The organism is Enterobacter sp. TMH.L2 (assembly GCF_050847315.1).
Lineage (GTDB): Bacteria > Pseudomonadota > Gammaproteobacteria > Enterobacterales > Enterobacteriaceae > Cedecea.
Genome location: NZ_CP193791.1, coordinates 3,555,563 through 3,570,493 on the forward strand (window position 1 = coordinate 3,555,563; position 14,931 = coordinate 3,570,493).

At 53.6% G+C, this 14,931-nt stretch carries 13 protein-coding genes; 3 read left to right on the top strand and 10 right to left on the bottom strand.

The window, feature by feature from the left end:
• Window positions 1–15: 15 nt before the first annotated feature.
• On the bottom strand, window positions 16–840 hold the full coding sequence (cof, locus tag ACREYP_RS17165; protein ID WP_166994434.1) for an HMP-PP phosphatase: 825 nt from the start codon (window positions 838–840) through the stop codon (window positions 16–18).
• A 94-nt stretch (window positions 841–934) separates the two neighbouring features.
• Here cof and ACREYP_RS17170 point away from each other — a divergent pair, with 94 nt between their 5' ends.
• Together ACREYP_RS17170 and queC are read left to right on the top strand one after the other, a co-directional pair.
• Window positions 935–2,638 (top strand): SgrR family transcriptional regulator, encoded by a 1,704-nt coding sequence (locus tag ACREYP_RS17170; protein ID WP_498880998.1) that lies wholly within the window; start codon window positions 935–937, stop codon window positions 2,636–2,638.
• Between the two features lie 74 nt (window positions 2,639–2,712).
• Entirely contained in the window at window positions 2,713–3,408 is a 696-nt protein-coding gene (queC, locus tag ACREYP_RS17175; RefSeq protein ID WP_166876078.1) for a 7-cyano-7-deazaguanine synthase QueC, read from the top strand.
• A 142-nt stretch (window positions 3,409–3,550) separates the two neighbouring features.
• Here queC and ACREYP_RS17180 read toward each other — a convergent pair whose 3' ends face one another.
• The 9 genes from ACREYP_RS17180 to bolA all read right to left on the bottom strand — a co-directional run bounded on the left by ACREYP_RS17180 (window position 3,551) and on the right by bolA (window position 13,993).
• Window positions 3,551–3,952 (bottom strand): YbgC/FadM family acyl-CoA thioesterase, encoded by a 402-nt coding sequence (locus ACREYP_RS17180; RefSeq protein ID WP_008454627.1) that lies wholly within the window; start codon window positions 3,950–3,952, stop codon window positions 3,551–3,553.
• A gap of 131 nt (window positions 3,953–4,083) precedes the next feature.
• On the bottom strand, window positions 4,084–4,440 hold the full coding sequence (locus ACREYP_RS17185) for a ComEA family DNA-binding protein (RefSeq protein ID WP_008454624.1): 357 nt from the start codon (window positions 4,438–4,440) through the stop codon (window positions 4,084–4,086).
• A 139-nt stretch (window positions 4,441–4,579) separates the two neighbouring features.
• Complete coding sequence (gene ppiD, locus ACREYP_RS17190) at window positions 4,580–6,454, bottom strand: peptidylprolyl isomerase (protein ID WP_008454622.1); 1,875 nt, start codon at window positions 6,452–6,454, stop codon at window positions 4,580–4,582.
• Window positions 6,455–6,690: 236 nt separating this feature from the next.
• On the bottom strand, window positions 6,691–6,963 hold the full coding sequence (gene hupB / locus ACREYP_RS17195; protein ID WP_008454620.1) for a nucleoid-associated protein HU-beta: 273 nt from the start codon (window positions 6,961–6,963) through the stop codon (window positions 6,691–6,693).
• Between the two features lie 209 nt (window positions 6,964–7,172).
• Window positions 7,173–9,527, bottom strand: a complete 2,355-nt coding sequence (gene lon, locus ACREYP_RS17200) for an endopeptidase La (RefSeq protein ID WP_498880999.1) — start codon at window positions 9,525–9,527, stop codon at window positions 7,173–7,175.
• 176 nt (window positions 9,528–9,703) lie between these two features.
• On the bottom strand, window positions 9,704–10,978 hold the full coding sequence (clpX, locus tag ACREYP_RS17205; protein ID WP_008454617.1) for an ATP-dependent protease ATP-binding subunit ClpX: 1,275 nt from the start codon (window positions 10,976–10,978) through the stop codon (window positions 9,704–9,706).
• 132 nt (window positions 10,979–11,110) lie between these two features.
• Window positions 11,111–11,734: an ATP-dependent Clp endopeptidase proteolytic subunit ClpP gene (gene clpP, locus ACREYP_RS17210; protein WP_008454616.1), complete on the bottom strand. Its 624-nt coding sequence runs from the start codon at window positions 11,732–11,734 to the stop codon at window positions 11,111–11,113.
• A gap of 294 nt (window positions 11,735–12,028) precedes the next feature.
• Window positions 12,029–13,327, bottom strand: a complete 1,299-nt coding sequence (tig, locus tag ACREYP_RS17215) for a trigger factor (protein ID WP_008454615.1) — start codon at window positions 13,325–13,327, stop codon at window positions 12,029–12,031.
• A 348-nt stretch (window positions 13,328–13,675) separates the two neighbouring features.
• Window positions 13,676–13,993 carry a transcriptional regulator BolA gene (gene bolA, locus ACREYP_RS17220; protein WP_008454607.1) on the bottom strand — a complete coding sequence of 106 codons (318 nt, stop codon included), beginning with the start codon at window positions 13,991–13,993 and terminating at the stop codon, window positions 13,676–13,678.
• A 305-nt stretch (window positions 13,994–14,298) separates the two neighbouring features.
• Here bolA and ACREYP_RS17225 point away from each other — a divergent pair, with 305 nt between their 5' ends.
• Window positions 14,299–14,877: a lipoprotein gene (locus ACREYP_RS17225; RefSeq protein ID WP_008454604.1), complete on the top strand. Its 579-nt coding sequence runs from the start codon at window positions 14,299–14,301 to the stop codon at window positions 14,875–14,877.
• Window positions 14,878–14,931 lie beyond the last annotated feature (54 nt).

Below are 14,931 nucleotides of genomic sequence, written 5' to 3' on the forward strand. Positions count from 1 at the left end.
CGGCGCTGTAAGGTCTCAATATTCGGGGGAATAGGTGAGATGTGGAGTGTCCAGCCAGTGCGTCAAATAGTGCGAGACCGCCTGGTTACGGCAGTGGCCGATAACCGGCAGATGGGGTAAATCCGCTTTTAGCTGCGGCATGGCGTTGCCCATAATCAGGCCGTGCCCAACCGCCGAGAGCATTTCGCGGTCGTTCATCGCGTCGCCAAATGCCATGCAATCCTGCAGAGTCAAACCTAAGTGGGCACTCAGTACATCAAGCGCTGCGCCCTTGTTGCTGCCCACCGGCAGCACTTCCAGGCAGTCCATTGCCGAGAAGCAAAGAAAGGCGCGATCGCCCAGCGCTTCATTGAGCTGAATGCGCAGGCGGCACAGATCGTCATGATCGCCGCAGAAGCAGATCTTGGTGACCTCGTGAGCCGGTAAACGACGAAGATCGACGATATGTGGCCGGAAACCGCTGTATACGTGTGCATGAAGCATTTCCGGGATTTCATGGCTGGTTAGCCAACCTGAATCGTTAAAGGCATGCATGCTCGCTTCGGTATCCCAGTGGCCGTGTAGCACCGTCTCTACCGCCCACGGCGAGAGATCGTTGCGGTGCATTAGCTCACCTTCCATGCTGTGAATGCGCGTGCCGTTGCCGGTGATCAGGAAAGCGTCGAGATCGATCTTGCCGAGAATATGGCGCATCTCCAGCTCGTGGCGGCCGGTTGCAAAAGCCAGGGTTATCTGGCGCTCTTCACGCAGGCGCTTCAGCGTATTCAGGGTTGCTTCCCCAAGGTGATGGTCGGGCAGCAGCAGCGTGCCGTCCATATCAAATGCAGCCAGACGAGCCATGGTTACTCCAGAAGTGATCGTGACAGGCAAAAGTATCCTCTGGAATATGCGGAACTAATAGTGAATACTTGGAAAAAAATGTTCCGGGTTTATTATGCGACTTCTGAATCGGCTCAATCAATTCCAGCGTTTATGGCAGCCTTCCGGCGGGGAACCGCAGCAGGTGACCGTTGCCGAGCTGGCCGAGCGCTGTTTTTGTAGCGATCGCCACGTCAGGACGCTGCTTAATCAGCTTGAAGACGCGGGCTGGCTGCGCTGGCGTGCACAGTCTGGCCGCGGTAAACGCGGTGACCTGACGTTTCTGGTTTCGCCGGAAAACGTGCGTTCCGGCATGATGGAGCAGGTTCTGGATAAGGGCCAGCATCAGAATGCGCTGGAGCTGGCTCAGCTTGCGCCGGAACAGCTTCGCCAGTTATTACAACCGTTCCTCGGCGGCCAGTGGCAAAATGACGTCCCCACGCTGCGTATTCCTTATTATCGACCTCTCGATCCCGTTGCCCCTGGTTTTCTGCCGGGTCGGGCCGAGCAGCACCTCGCCGGGCAGGTGTTTTCCGGCCTCACGCGCTTTACCCGTGAAAGCCCGGAGCCCCAGCCTGACCTCGCCCACCACTGGCAAATATCAAACAATGGCCTGTGCTGGGACTTTTTTATTCGCTCAACCCTGCACTGGCACAACGGTGAGCCCGTAGAAACCCATCAGCTTCAACAGCGGCTGATGATGCTGCTCGAGCTGCCCGCCCTGCGGCGGCTGTTTATCAGCGTCAAGCGTATTGAGATCCCTCACGCACAGTGCCTGCGCTTTATTTTGCATCGGCCGGACTATTGGCTCGCGCATCGCCTGGCGAGCTACTGCAGCCGCCTGGCCCATCCGCAGGATACACAACTGGGCTGCGGCCCATTCCGCATTGTCAGCTTCAAGCCGAACCTGGTGCGGCTGGAAAGCTTTGAAAGTTATCATCTGAAACACCCGCTGCTGAAAGCCATCGAATACTGGATCACCCCGCAGCTCTTCGAAACCACGCTCGGCACAAGCTGCCTGCATCCGGTGCAAATCGCCATCGGCCAGCAGGATGAGCTGGAGAACCTGCGTCCGGTCAGTAATAGTATCAGCCTGGGCTTTTGCTATTTAGGCATCAGGCCACAGGGAAGGCTCAGCGCAGAGCAGGCCAGAACAATCATGCAGATTGTCCGGGAGCCAGAGATGATAGGCTCGCTGCCGCTTAACAGTGAGCTGATCACGCCCAATAGGGAGATGATCCCTGGCTGGCAGATTCCCGGCTGGGATGCGCACACAGCCGTCACGTTACCGAAAAAACTGACCCTGGTTTACCATTTGCCGGTCGAGCTTCATGCGATGGCTCTTCAGCTCAGGCACTATCTGGCAGAGCGCGGCTGCGAACTGACGGTCATTTTTCACGACGCTAAAACCTGGGCTGGCTGCGAAGATTTAGCCCAGGCCGATATCGTGATGGGCGACAGGCTGATTGGCGAAGCGCCGGAATACACCCTGGAGCAATGGCTGCGCAGCGATGTATTGTGGCCCAATTTATTAAGCGCCGGCCATTATGCCCATCTGCAGGCCACGCTGGATGCCGTGCAGGCTTCCCCTCCTTCTTATGAACGCAATGAAGGGCTGAAAGACGTTTTTCATGGCCTGATGCGGGAGGCCGTGGTCACACCGCTGTTTAATTATCGCTACCAGATAAGCGCCCCACCCGGCGTGAACGGCATTGAACTGAATGCCTGGGGCTGGTTTGATTTTTGCGAAGCCTGGCTCCCGCCGCCGGGAATGACGTGAAGAAGCTGGCTCACGCCCTGGCGGGACGTTACCATAGCCTTTTCCAGACACCCTAATGAACGACAGGATAGAGAATGAAACGTACAGTCGTGGTTTTCAGCGGCGGACAGGACTCCACCACTTGCCTGATTCAGGCCTTACAGCAATACGATGAAGTCCACTGTGTGACCTTTGATTATGGTCAGCGCCATCGGGCAGAAATTGACGTGGCCCAAAAGCTCTCGCTGAAGCTTGGCGCCCGTGCGCATAAAGTCCTGGACGTTACCCTGCTGAACGAACTCGCGGTGAGCAGCCTGACGCGAGACAGCATTCCGGTGCCGGGTTACAACCCGGAGGACAAAGGCATCCCAAGCACTTTCGTCCCAGGCCGCAATATCCTGTTCCTGACCCTGGCGGCGATTTACGCTTATCAGGTTGAAGCGGAATCCGTGATAACCGGCGTCTGCGAAACGGACTTCTCTGGCTACCCGGACTGCCGCGACGAGTTTGTCAAAGCACTTAACCATGCGGTAAGCCTCGGGATGGCAAGAGATATCCGGTTTGAAACGCCGCTGATGTGGCTTGACAAAGCGGAAACCTGGGCGCTGGCCGATTACTGGCAGAGCCTGGAAACGGTCCGCCAGGAGACGCTGACCTGCTACAACGGCATCCAGGGCGACGGCTGTGGCGAATGCGCCGCCTGTAATCTGCGAGCTAAGGGCCTGAACCACTATCTGGCCAATAAACCCGCAGTCATGGCCGCAATGAAGCAAAAAACAGGCCTCAAATAAAACATAACGGCGTGGTCACAAGCCTCTGTCGATAGAAGAAATACCGGACAGTTCGTAAAAAAGACCGGAAAATCAATTCATTGATTTTCGGCTGATAATAACAAAGAGGGAAAACCAGGCTTTTCCCTCTTTGTCGGCGATTTTAGGCACTCATCATCTGTTCCAGTTTCTCACGCAGTTCACCTTCCAGCGGAACGGCCTTTTGCGTCTTTAAATCAATGCAGACGAAGGTCAACAGCGCGTCGGCCACGGCTTCGCCTTCAGGCTCCAGCGTCACCACCTGGCTCAACACACCGCTTTTACCGTTAATCTGCTGGAGTTTGCTGTCAATGCGCAGCAGATCCCCAAGTACCGCCGGACGGCGGTAGCTAATATTGATGTTCACCACGATAAAAGCGATGTTGTGTTCCGTCATCCACTGGAAGCCCGTCGTTTTTTCCAGCCCTTCCCAGCGGGCCTCCTCGAGGAACTCAAGATAACGGGCGTTGTTAACGTGTTGATAGACGTCCATGTGGTATCCACGAACTTTGATATGTGTCTGCATAGCGCGAAGCCCTTGTTCTGTTCTTGTTGTCATCAGGTGAAGGTAAGCGAGGCCATACCCCGACAACTGGTATGACCTCTAACTCAGCGTAGCAAACTTTTCTCTTCAGGTGGAAGCCTGAGCACATAAACTCAAAGTTTTATGCGAGCCAGATTACGTTCTACCAGCGATGCGCCAATGCCCGGGACCTCCTGCAGCTGATCTAGCGTTTTAAACGGGCCGAACTCGTCACGGTAGCTGACGATGGCCTGCGCCTTTTTCAATCCCACGCCATTCATTTTCTGGGCAAGTTCTTCCGCCGGGGCGCTATTGATACTCACCAGCCCCTCCCCTTGCTCTGCCGTTTTGGCGGAGGCGGCTTTAGGCTGCGTCGCTGCCGAGCTGACCGAGGCCGAACCGGCTTTTTCTGCGGCGGCATGTGCCGGGGCGCAGCCAAGTAAACCAGCCAGAACGAGGGAAAGTGAAAATGCTTTAATGCCTGATGTCATGCTGTGTCCTCCATGTATGTTGACAGCCCGGTCACCATAGCGAGGATAAAAATCAGGAACAAACGCCGGATTTAAAATGTGGAAAAGGCCGCGAAAGCGGCCTTCAGGTATTACACTGCGTTGCAAAAATTTGCGAGGATTACTGCTGTTGGTCGATGCTATCGCCCAGTTTGATCTTCGCTTCTTTGCGCAGGTTGGACATCAGCGCTTCGAAAGCAATCTGGGCATTGTTCTGGGTGATCCCCTGCACCATCGCTTTTTTCTGCTCGTCCGGCATAGAGCCTGCTTTCACTTCATCCAGAGACAGCAGCACAACGTTGCCCTGCATATCATTGGCGACGCCATAGCTCGGCTTGTCTTTCGCCGGCAGAGGCAGCCCAAAGGCGGCCTGGCTGATCGGATCCTGCCCGGTACGGCTCAGGGTTTTCGCTTCGCCGAAGCTCAGGCCCGCTGCTTTCAGTTCGTCACTGCCTTTGCCCAGTTTCAGCGCGTTCAGCAGTTTGTCAGCATCCAGCTTCGCCTGCTGCTCCGCTTTCTGCTGCTTCACGGCGGCAATCACCTGGTCACGCACTTCGGTGAGTGGTTTAACCGCTTCAGCTTTGTGCTCGGAAACACGCAGGACGAAAGCGCGATCGCCATCGACGGTGATAATGTCTGAGTTGCTGCCCGGCGAACCGTTTTCACCCACCAGACCACCGCTGAAGATAGCGTCGGCAACCGGTTTGAAGTTCAGCTCTTCCGGCAGGTTGTCGTGGCCGAACCAGCCAGTTTCAACCGCTTTAACCCCGGCGACTTTCTCAGCGCTTGCCAGAGATTCGTTGTCGTTGCTCGCGGCATCGCTCACTTTCTGCTGCAGCGCATAGTAAGCATCAACGGCTTTTTCCTGCTTCACTTTAGCCACGATGCCATCGCGAACTTCCGCCAGCGGCTTCACAACGGCAGGCTGGATGTCATCCAGGCGAACGATCAGGAAACCAACGGAAGATTTAACGACGCCGGACAGCTGACCTTTTTCTTTCAGGCCGGCATTTTTCAGTTCGTCAGGCGTGGTAGAGGCTTCCAGCCAGCCCATATCACCGCCGTTGCGGGCAGAGATGATGTCAGCAGACTTAGCCTTCGCCAGTGCAGCAAAATCGCCGCCCTTGTTCAGCTCGTCGAGAATCGCTTTCGCTTCATCTTCGGTTTTCGTCTGAATCACGCTGTAGCGGTTACGCTGCGGCTGGGTGAATTCGTCTTTGTGCTGGTCGTAGTAAGCCTGAACGTCCGCATCACTGGCCTCTTCCTGCATGGAAGCCGCATCCAGCTTGATGTAGCTAACCTTAAACTGTTCAGGGGTGATGTAGCGGTTTTTGTTCTGCTCGTAGTTGGCGTTGATTTCCTGCTCGGAAGCGTTTTGCTTCGCGGCCAGCGCTTTCACGTCGATTGTGGCTTCACGCACGACGCGCTGCTGGGAGACCAATGCCGCCAGCTCGTCGGTTTCACCGGTGAGCATAAAGTCGGTGCCGACCACGGCTTTGATCAGCTGGTCGGTGGTGAGCTGATTGCGCAGCGCCTGTGCATATTGGTCGGCAGTTAATCCCATGTTGCCGATGATGGCGTTATAGCGAGCGTTATCGAACTTACCGTTAGTCTGGAAGGCAGGCTGGCTGAAGATAGCCATTTTTACCTGCTCGTCGCTGATACCGAGGCCCAGATGTTTGGCGTACTGGTCAAGCAGCGATTCATCAATCAGCTGGTTGAGAACCTGCTGGCGCATTTGCTTCATATAGCCTTCGTTACCGGCAAGAACGGAAAACTGGTCGCCCAGCTGCTGCTGCTGACGATTACGTTCGTTCGCTACGGCATTTTCGAACTGGCCACGGCCAATCTCCTGGCCATTTACTTTTGCGGCATAATTATTGTTACCGCCAGTCAGGTAGCTACCCACGCCAGTCAGAACGAATGACAAGATAATCAAACCCAGAATGATCTTGAGCACGACATGGTTAGCCGCCGCTCGTAAATTGTCCATCATGGTGTAACAACACTCCGCTGTAGTATGACTTGGTAAACCTGCGCAGGCGCTAAGCTGGCATCCTTAATGACTCAAGCTGCCCTGTGCTGCGCGCAAGGGCGTATTGTGACAAGAAACCCGCTGCAAATCATCAACACCTGCGTAAAATTCGGCTTCAGGCAATAAAAAAGGCACATCAAATGATGCGCCCCTGCGATACCTGACACCATCTACCCCAGTCAGTCGGGGCCAATAAATCAGTTAACAGCGTCTTTCAGCGCTTTACCAGCACGGAAGCCTGGTACTTTTGCTGCGGCGATGGTGATTTCTTTACCGGTTTGAGGGTTGCGGCCAGTACGGGCAGCACGCTCTTTAACAGCAAAGGTACCAAAACCTACCAGTGCTACGTCTTCCCCGGACTGCAGAGATTCAGTAACAGAAGCAATAACAGCATCTAATGCACGTCCAGCCGCGGCTTTAGAAATATCAGCACCTGCGGCAATTTTGTCTATCAGTTGAGATTTATTCACTCTTCTCTTCCTCTCTTTATAATTTATATCGCACCTGATATCCCTCAGGCGCGACCGCGCAGCAGTTATAACAGGCTCGTCATGCCCTTACAACAGGAGTTGTGGACGATAAGCTCAGCCAGCAACTAAATTAGCGACACAAAAAAAAGCTGGCAAGTGACAATTCACTTACCAGCCCTAATTTTATTGACTGTATTTGCGTCAGGTCACTATTTTGCGGTGACCACCTGCATGCCGGAAGGCTCATTCTGCAGCGCGAGGGCCAGAACTTCCTCAATACGCTTCACAGGATGAATCGTCAGGTCTGCAATCACGTTGTCCGGAATTTCTTCCAGATCGCGCTTGTTGTCGTCCGGGATCAGCACGGTTTTGATGCCGCCACGATGCGCTGCCAGCAGTTTCTCTTTCAGGCCACCAATCGGCAATACCTGGCCACGCAGGGTAATTTCACCGGTCATTGCCACATCGGCACGAACCGGGTTCCCTGTCAGGCAGGACACCAGCGCGGTACACATTGCGATACCGGCGCTTGGGCCGTCTTTTGGCGTTGCCCCTTCCGGCACGTGGACGTGAATATCACGTTTTTCGTAGAAGTCACCGTTGATACCCAATTTTTCAGCACGAGCACGGACAACGGTCAGCGCCGCCTGGATAGACTCCTGCATAACTTCACCGAGGGAGCCGGTATAAGTCAGCTTGCCTTTACCCGGTACGCAGGCGGTTTCGATGGTCAGCAAATCGCCGCCCACTTCCGTCCACGCCAGCCCGGTCACCTGGCCTACGCGGTTTTCGCTGTCGGCACGGCCATAATCAAAGCGTTGCACCCCAAGGTAATCCTTCAGGTTGTCGCCGTTGATTTCGATGTGCTTGAGCGATTTATCCAGCAGCAGCTGCTTCACCGCTTTACGGCACAGTTTGGAGATTTCACGCTCCAGGCTACGGACGCCCGCTTCACGAGTGTAGTAGCGAATGATGCCCACAATGGCGCTGTCATCCACTTTCAGCTCGCCTTTTTTCAGGGCGTTGCGCTCAATTTGCTTCGGCAGCAGGTGCTGTTTGGCAATGTTCAGCTTTTCGTCTTCGGTATAGCCAGACAGGCGAATCACTTCCATACGATCCAGCAGCGGCGCCGGAATGTTCATGGAGTTAGAGGTCGCCACAAACATCACGTCGCTGAGATCGTAGTCCACTTCCAGGTAATGATCGTTAAACGTCACGTTCTGTTCTGGATCAAGGACTTCCAGCAGCGCAGAAGCAGGATCGCCGCGCATGTCGGAAGACATCTTGTCGATTTCATCCAGCAGGAACAGCGGGTTTTTGACGCCGACTTTGGCCATCTTCTGAATCAGTTTACCCGGCATAGAGCCGATGTAGGTCCGGCGGTGACCACGGATTTCCGCTTCGTCACGCACCCCGCCCAGCGCCATACGCACGTATTTACGACCCGTGGCTTTAGCGATGGACTGGCCCAGAGAGGTTTTACCTACCCCCGGCGGCCCAACCAGGCAAAGAATTGGCCCTTTCAGCTTGTTGACACGGCTTTGGACTGCGAGGTATTCCAGAATGCGATCTTTCACACGTTCCAGACCGTAATGGTCGGTATCGAGGATTTCCTGCGCCTGACGCAGATCTTTTTTGACCTTGCTGCGCGCGTTCCAAGGAACCTGAACCATCCAGTCGATATAGCCGCGCACGACGGTAGCTTCCGCAGACATCGGCGACATCATTTTCAGCTTCTGCAGCTCGGCTTCGGTTTTCTCGCGCGCTTCTTTCGGCATTTTTGCCGCGTCAATTTTGCGCTTCAGCGCTTCATTTTCATCAGGCGCGTCGTCCATTTCGCCCAGTTCTTTCTGAATCGCCTTCATTTGCTCATTCAGATAGTACTCGCGCTGGCTTTTTTCCATCTGCTTTTTAACGCGGTTGCGAATGCGTTTCTCCACCTGCAGCAGATCGATTTCCGACTCCATCATCGCCATCAGGTATTCCAGACGCTCGTTGATATCGGACATCTCAAGCACAGATTGCTTGTCCGACAGCTTAAGCGGCATATGGGCGGCAATGGTATCGGCCAGACGTGCAGGATCGTCGATGCTGTTCAGCGACGTCAGCACTTCTGGTGGAATTTTTTTGTTCAGCTTGATGTAGCCTTCAAACTGATTAATTGCGGTGCGAACCAGCACTTCCTGCTCGCGCTCTTCAATCGCCGGCGAGTTCAGGTACTCCGCCTGCGCAGAGAAGTGGTCGCCGTTGTCAGACAGCGTGGAGATACGCGCGCGCTGAAGCCCTTCTACCAGTACTTTTACCGTACCGTCGGGCAGTTTCAGCATCTGCAGAATTGAAGCAACGGTACCTACAGTGAACAGGTCGTTAACACCTGGCTCATCCGTCGAAGCCTCTTTCTGCGCCACCAGCATGATTTTCTTATCATGGTCCATTGCAGCTTCCAGGCAGCGAATGGATTTTTCACGCCCGACAAACAGTGGAATAACCATGTGCGGATAAACCACCACATCGCGCAGCGGCAATACGGGGATTTCAATGCGTTCAGAACGCTCAGGATTCATAGAGCTCTCTCTTAGTTTAATGTCCGCCAGGTGATTTGGTGAACGCTTCCGCTCCACCAACAAGTAAATCAGTATATGGGGCTGTTTCCCGGACATTCAACTGTGGGAATGCAGGAAAAATAAATGGGGGATAAAATCCCCCATTTTCTTATTAACTGACTGGTTATTCTGGCGAATTATTCACCGGATGCCTGCTGAGCTTCCGGCTTACCATAAATTAATAGCGGCTTGGACTGGCCAGCGATTACGGACTCGTCAATCACCACTTTTTCCACGTCGTCCAGAGATGGCAGATCGTACATGGTGTCCAGCAGCGCGCCTTCCACGATGGAACGCAAGCCACGAGCACCGGTTTTACGGATCATCGCTTTCTTCGCAATCGCGTCGAGCGCTTCATCACGGAATTCCAGCTCTACGCCTTCCAGGTTGAACAATGCCTGATACTGTTTGGTAAGCGCATTTTTCGGCTCTTTCAGGATCTGAATCAGCGCGTCTTCGCTCAGTTCGCTTAAGGTTGCGACCACCGGCAGACGACCAATGAACTCAGGGATCAGACCGAACTTGATCAGATCTTCCGGTTCAACCTGTCCGAGCAGCTGGCCTTCGCTGGCTTTCTCAGACTTAGCTTTTACCGTTGCGCCAAAGCCGATACCAGAACCCGTTTCCACGCGGTTGGCGATCACTTTATCCAGGCCTGCAAATGCGCCGCCGCAGATAAACAGAATCTTGGAGGTATCAACCTGCAGGAATTCCTGCTGCGGATGCTTACGGCCACCCTGAGGTGGAACGGCAGCCACGGTGCCTTCAATCAGCTTCAGCAGCGCCTGCTGTACACCTTCACCGGACACGTCACGGGTGATGGACGGGTTATCAGATTTGCGGGAGATTTTATCGATCTCATCGATATACACGATGCCGCGCTGGGCTTTCTGTACGTCGTAGTCGCATTTCTGCAGCAGCTTCTGAATGATGTTTTCAACGTCTTCGCCCACGTAACCTGCTTCGGTCAGCGTGGTTGCATCGGCCATGGTAAATGGCACATCCAGCAGGCGAGCCAGCGTTTCTGCCAGCAGCGTTTTACCGCTACCTGTCGGGCCGATCAGCAGGATGTTGCTTTTACCCAGCTCAACGCCGTTGGACGTGTCGCTGTTGCGCAGACGTTTGTAGTGGTTGTAAACCGCAACCGCCAGCACTTTCTTCGCCTGCTCCTGGCCGATAACATAATCGTCAAGATGGTGGCGAATTTCGTGCGGCGTTGGCAACGCACTGCGTTCACGGTGCGGCGCAACTTCTTTAATCTCTTCGCGAATGATGTCGTTACATAAATCGACACACTCATCGCAGATATACACTGACGGCCCGGCAATCAGCTTGCGCACTTCATGCTGGCTTTTGCCGCAAAAAGAGCAGTACAGCAGTTTGCCTGAACCGTCTTTGCGCTTATCTGTCATCAGTAAAACCTCTTCTCTGTTTCTGTGTGCTACCACCGGTAGCACAAGTGCCATTCTACGGCGCAGCCGATAGTGAAGCGTTAAGTCAGGCCGCGACGTTGACTATAGTATAGCGGCCTAAAGCTTCGGGCATTAGTTACGGTGAGTCAGGATCGAATCAACTAAACCGTACTCTACCGCTTCGCTTGCGGAGAGGAAACGATCGCGCTCGGTGTCTTTCTCGATTTGTTCAAGCGATTTGCCCGTATGTTCCGCCATCAGCTCGTTCATACGTGCTTTCACTTTCAGGATCTCTTTAGCGTGGATTTCGATATCCGTCGCCTGGCCCTGATAGCCGCCCAACGGCTGGTGAATCATGACGCGGGAGTTCGGCAGGCAGAAACGCTTACCTTTTGCCCCAGCGGTCAGCAGGAATGCGCCCATCGAGCAAGCCTGGCCCATACAAATGGTGCTGACGTCAGGCTTAATAAACTTCATGGTGTCGTAAATCGACATCCCGGCCGTAATTACGCCACCCGGAGAGTTGATGTAAAGATAGATATCTTTTTCCGGGTTTTCTGCTTCCAGAAACAGCATCTGCGCCACAATCAGGTTAGCCATATGATCTTCTACCTGACCGGTCAGGAAGATGACGCGCTCCTTAAGCAGACGAGAATAGATATCGTATGAACGTTCGCCGCGGGATGTTTGTTCAACAACCATCGGCACCAGGGCCATATGGGGTGCTAATTGATCTCGTTCGCCACTGTATGACATGTCCGTCTCCTGGAGTAATTAAGCCTACTGTACTGATTCTACTTGAGACGCAGGATATTGACTATGTTCCTTGCGCCGATTCTGGACGGAGTCAGTCAGGGATTGTTAATGGAACCTCACCCGAATAATGGGGATGATTTGCCCTGTTTCAAGCATAACAACCTTTTGTTGTTACGCTAACCCTGAAATGGGGTTTTATTGATGGCTTATCGTGTGATTTAGCAATAAAAAAGCCCGCCACCAAAAGGTGACGGGCCCGATGCTGCGTTTTTTGGCTAATCAGCCAAAAAGCACTTACGCCTGCTGGTTCATCAGCTCGCTGAAAGTGGTCGCTTTTTCGGACACTTTCGCTTTAGCCAGAACGGCTTCAACAGCCTGCTCTTCCAGCGCAACGTTGCGCATGTTGTCCATCAGCTCTTTGTTTTTACCGTAGAACTCGATGACTTCAGTCGGATCTTCGTAGGCAGAAGCCATTTCTTCGATCAGACCTTTAACACGCTCTTCGTCAGCTTTCAGCTCGTGGGTACGAATCACTTCGCCCAGCAGCAGACCAACAACAACGCGACGTTTAGCCTGCTCTTCGAACAGTTCACGTGGCAGTTCCAGAGCCTGTTTCTCGTTGCCACCGAAACGCTGTGCAGCCTGGCGACGCAGAACGTCGATTTCGCCGTCGATCAGCGCAGCTGGCACGTCGATGTTGTTAGCGTTAACCAGACCGTCGATTGCCTGAGACTTGATGCGGTTACGCACGGCGCCTTTCAGTTCGCGATCCATGTTTTTACGCACTTCGGTACGCAGGCCAGCCACGGAACCATCTTCAACGCCGAAACGCTTGATGAACTCTTCGGTGAATTCTGGCAGCTCGCGCGCTTCAACTTTCTTCAGCACGATGTCGAACTTCGCCGCTTTCCCTTTCAGGTTTTCAGCGTGATATTCTTCCGGGAAGGTTACTTCGATAGTGAACTCTTCGCCCGCTTTGTGGCCAACGATGCCGTCTTCGAAGCCAGGGATCATACGACCCTGACCCATTGCCAGCACGAAGTCAGAGGCTTTGCCGCCTTCGAACACTTCGCCGTCAACGGAACCGGTGAAATCGATGGTAACGCGATCTTCTGCAGTCGCTGCAGCGTCGCTGTCTTTCCAGGTCGCCTGCTGCTTGCGCAGGGTGTCCAGCATCGCATCAACGTCTTCGTCGGTCACATCAACAACCGGTTTTTCAACTTCGATGGCTTCCAGACCCTGCAGCTCAACTTCTGGGTACACTTCAAACTCTACCGCGTAGGTGAAGTCTTCGCCCAGTTTGTATTCGCCCGGCACATAGTTAGGTGCGCCAGCCGGATTGATCTTCTCTTTGATGATCGCATCAATAAAGTTGCGGCTCATCAGCTCGCCCAGCACGTCCTGACGAACGGAAGCACCGTAGCGCTGCTCAACGACGGTCATCGGCACTTTGCCTTTACGGAAGCCATCGATACGTACTTTTTTAGCTACGTTGACCAGCTCGCTTTTTACAGCGGTTTCGATGCTGTCTGCAGCGATAGTAATCGTGAGACGGCGGCCAAGGCCCTGAGTGGTTTCAACTGAAACTTGCATCTTGTTACCTCAAAAAATCACAGTGCTCGGTCAACTCTGGAAGCCCTGGTGGCTTCACAGAACCAGGATGTTCTCTGAATCAGAAACACATTCCCTGTCGTCAGAATCATCCCGAAGACATTCAAAAAATAAGACGCAGCATTATAGCGGCATCGCTGGGGTGAGTCGAGAACGGCAATAGCGCTCGGCTGCGGCCTTTTTCACACTTCTTTGTCATTTATTCTTCTTTGCCCGCTCCCTTAAAGAGACGGACAAAACAAAACGGCCCGCAGGCCGTTTTGGGAAACGCAGTATACATACCGCAACATAACGGAAAAGTTCCCTTAGTTGCAAACGCTTAGCGGTTAATCAGGCAATGCTGCCCGCGCCACGGCAGTTCGGGGAGGCAAACACCGTGTCCTGCAGCCCTTCCCACTCTTTGACGGTGTAAGTGTGCAGCGCCAGCGCGTGTACCGGGCCTGCCAGTTCCTCGCTTAATGTGCCATAAATCATGCGGTGGCGGTTTAAAAAACGCTCGCCGGTAAAACGATCGCTAACCAGCACCACCTTAAAATGGCTTTCGGAGCCCGCCGGGACATTGTGACGATAGCTTTCATCCACGACTTCCAGGTACGCGGGGGTAAAGGCGGCTTTTAACTTCTCTTCTATCTGCTCGCGTATCAGCATGAACTTTCTCCTCGACAACGTAGAGATGCCACTCATCCCTTTAAATGTTAGCCGCTTTTAGCCAGATTTTGCTTTGAACACAACAAAAATTTAACTTTCTCGGGCCTTTCTTCACCCGGTTATCAGAACGTTCATAGGGTTAAGGCACTAAACCGAATGAAAAGTGTCAGAAGGTTTTGCTGAAGCCCAGAAAAATGGCAACGCGATGAAATTCCGTGCGTTAAGCACTTCCCCTGCACGACCGCAGTGTTATGATGGCGTGATTTTTTATCAGCCTGCCCTTTGAGTACATTGAGAAAGCGAACATGTTAAAAAAATTACTTTTCCCGCTGGTTGCCATGTTTATGCTGGCCAGCTGCGCAACACCGCCAACCACCATTGAAGTGTCACCAAAGATCACCCTGCCACAGCAGGATCCAAGCCTGATGGGCGTGACGCTAAGCATCAACGGTGCCGATCAGCGTACCAGCCAGGCGCTGGCGAAGGTGACCCGCGACAATCAGCTAGTCACGCTGACGCCATCCCGCGATCTGCGCTTCCTGCTGCAGGAAGTGCTGGAGAAGCAGATGACCGCCCGCGGTTATATGATTGGGCCAAACAGCCCGGTTGATCTGCAGATCATCGTTAACCAGCTGTATGCAGACGTTTCCCAGGGTAACGTGCGCTACAACATCGCCACTAAAGCGGATATCTCCATCATTGCTACCGCGAAGAACGGTAACAAGATGACCAAGAACTACCGCTCCAGCTATAACGTTGAAGGCGCGTTCCAGGCTACCAATAAAAATATCGCTGACGCGGTTAACTCCGTGCTGACCGATACCATTGCGGATATGGCTCAGGACACCAGCGTTCACGACTTCGTTAAGCAGAACGCTCGTTAATTTTTACCCCGTTGGCCTGCTCACGCGGGCCAACAACAGAGTTTGTACAATTCC

Excerpts from the sequence above, each read along its gene's own strand:
- ACREYP_RS17225 (WP_008454604.1), top strand. The coding sequence starts at position 14,299 with ATGTTAAAAAAATTACTTTTCCCGCTGGTTGCCATGTTTATGCTGGCC.
- clpP (WP_008454616.1), bottom strand. The coding sequence starts at position 11,734 with ATGTCATACAGTGGCGAACGAGATCAATTAGCACCCCATATGGCCCTG.
- ACREYP_RS17170 (WP_498880998.1), top strand. The coding sequence starts at position 935 with ATGCGACTTCTGAATCGGCTCAATCAATTCCAGCGTTTATGGCAGCCT.
- ACREYP_RS17185 (WP_008454624.1), bottom strand. The coding sequence starts at position 4,440 with ATGACATCAGGCATTAAAGCATTTTCACTTTCCCTCGTTCTGGCTGGT.
- bolA (WP_008454607.1), bottom strand. The coding sequence starts at position 13,993 with ATGCTGATACGCGAGCAGATAGAAGAGAAGTTAAAAGCCGCCTTTACC.
- tig (WP_008454615.1), bottom strand. The coding sequence starts at position 13,327 with ATGCAAGTTTCAGTTGAAACCACTCAGGGCCTTGGCCGCCGTCTCACG.
- ppiD (WP_008454622.1), bottom strand. The coding sequence starts at position 6,454 with ATGATGGACAATTTACGAGCGGCGGCTAACCATGTCGTGCTCAAGATC.
- ACREYP_RS17180 (WP_008454627.1), bottom strand. The coding sequence starts at position 3,952 with ATGCAGACACATATCAAAGTTCGTGGATACCACATGGACGTCTATCAA.
- cof (WP_166994434.1), bottom strand. The coding sequence starts at position 840 with ATGGCTCGTCTGGCTGCATTTGATATGGACGGCACGCTGCTGCTGCCC.
- lon (WP_498880999.1), bottom strand. The coding sequence starts at position 9,527 with ATGAATCCTGAGCGTTCTGAACGCATTGAAATCCCCGTATTGCCGCTG.
- clpX (WP_008454617.1), bottom strand. The coding sequence starts at position 10,978 with ATGACAGATAAGCGCAAAGACGGTTCAGGCAAACTGCTGTACTGCTCT.
- queC (WP_166876078.1), top strand. The coding sequence starts at position 2,713 with ATGAAACGTACAGTCGTGGTTTTCAGCGGCGGACAGGACTCCACCACT.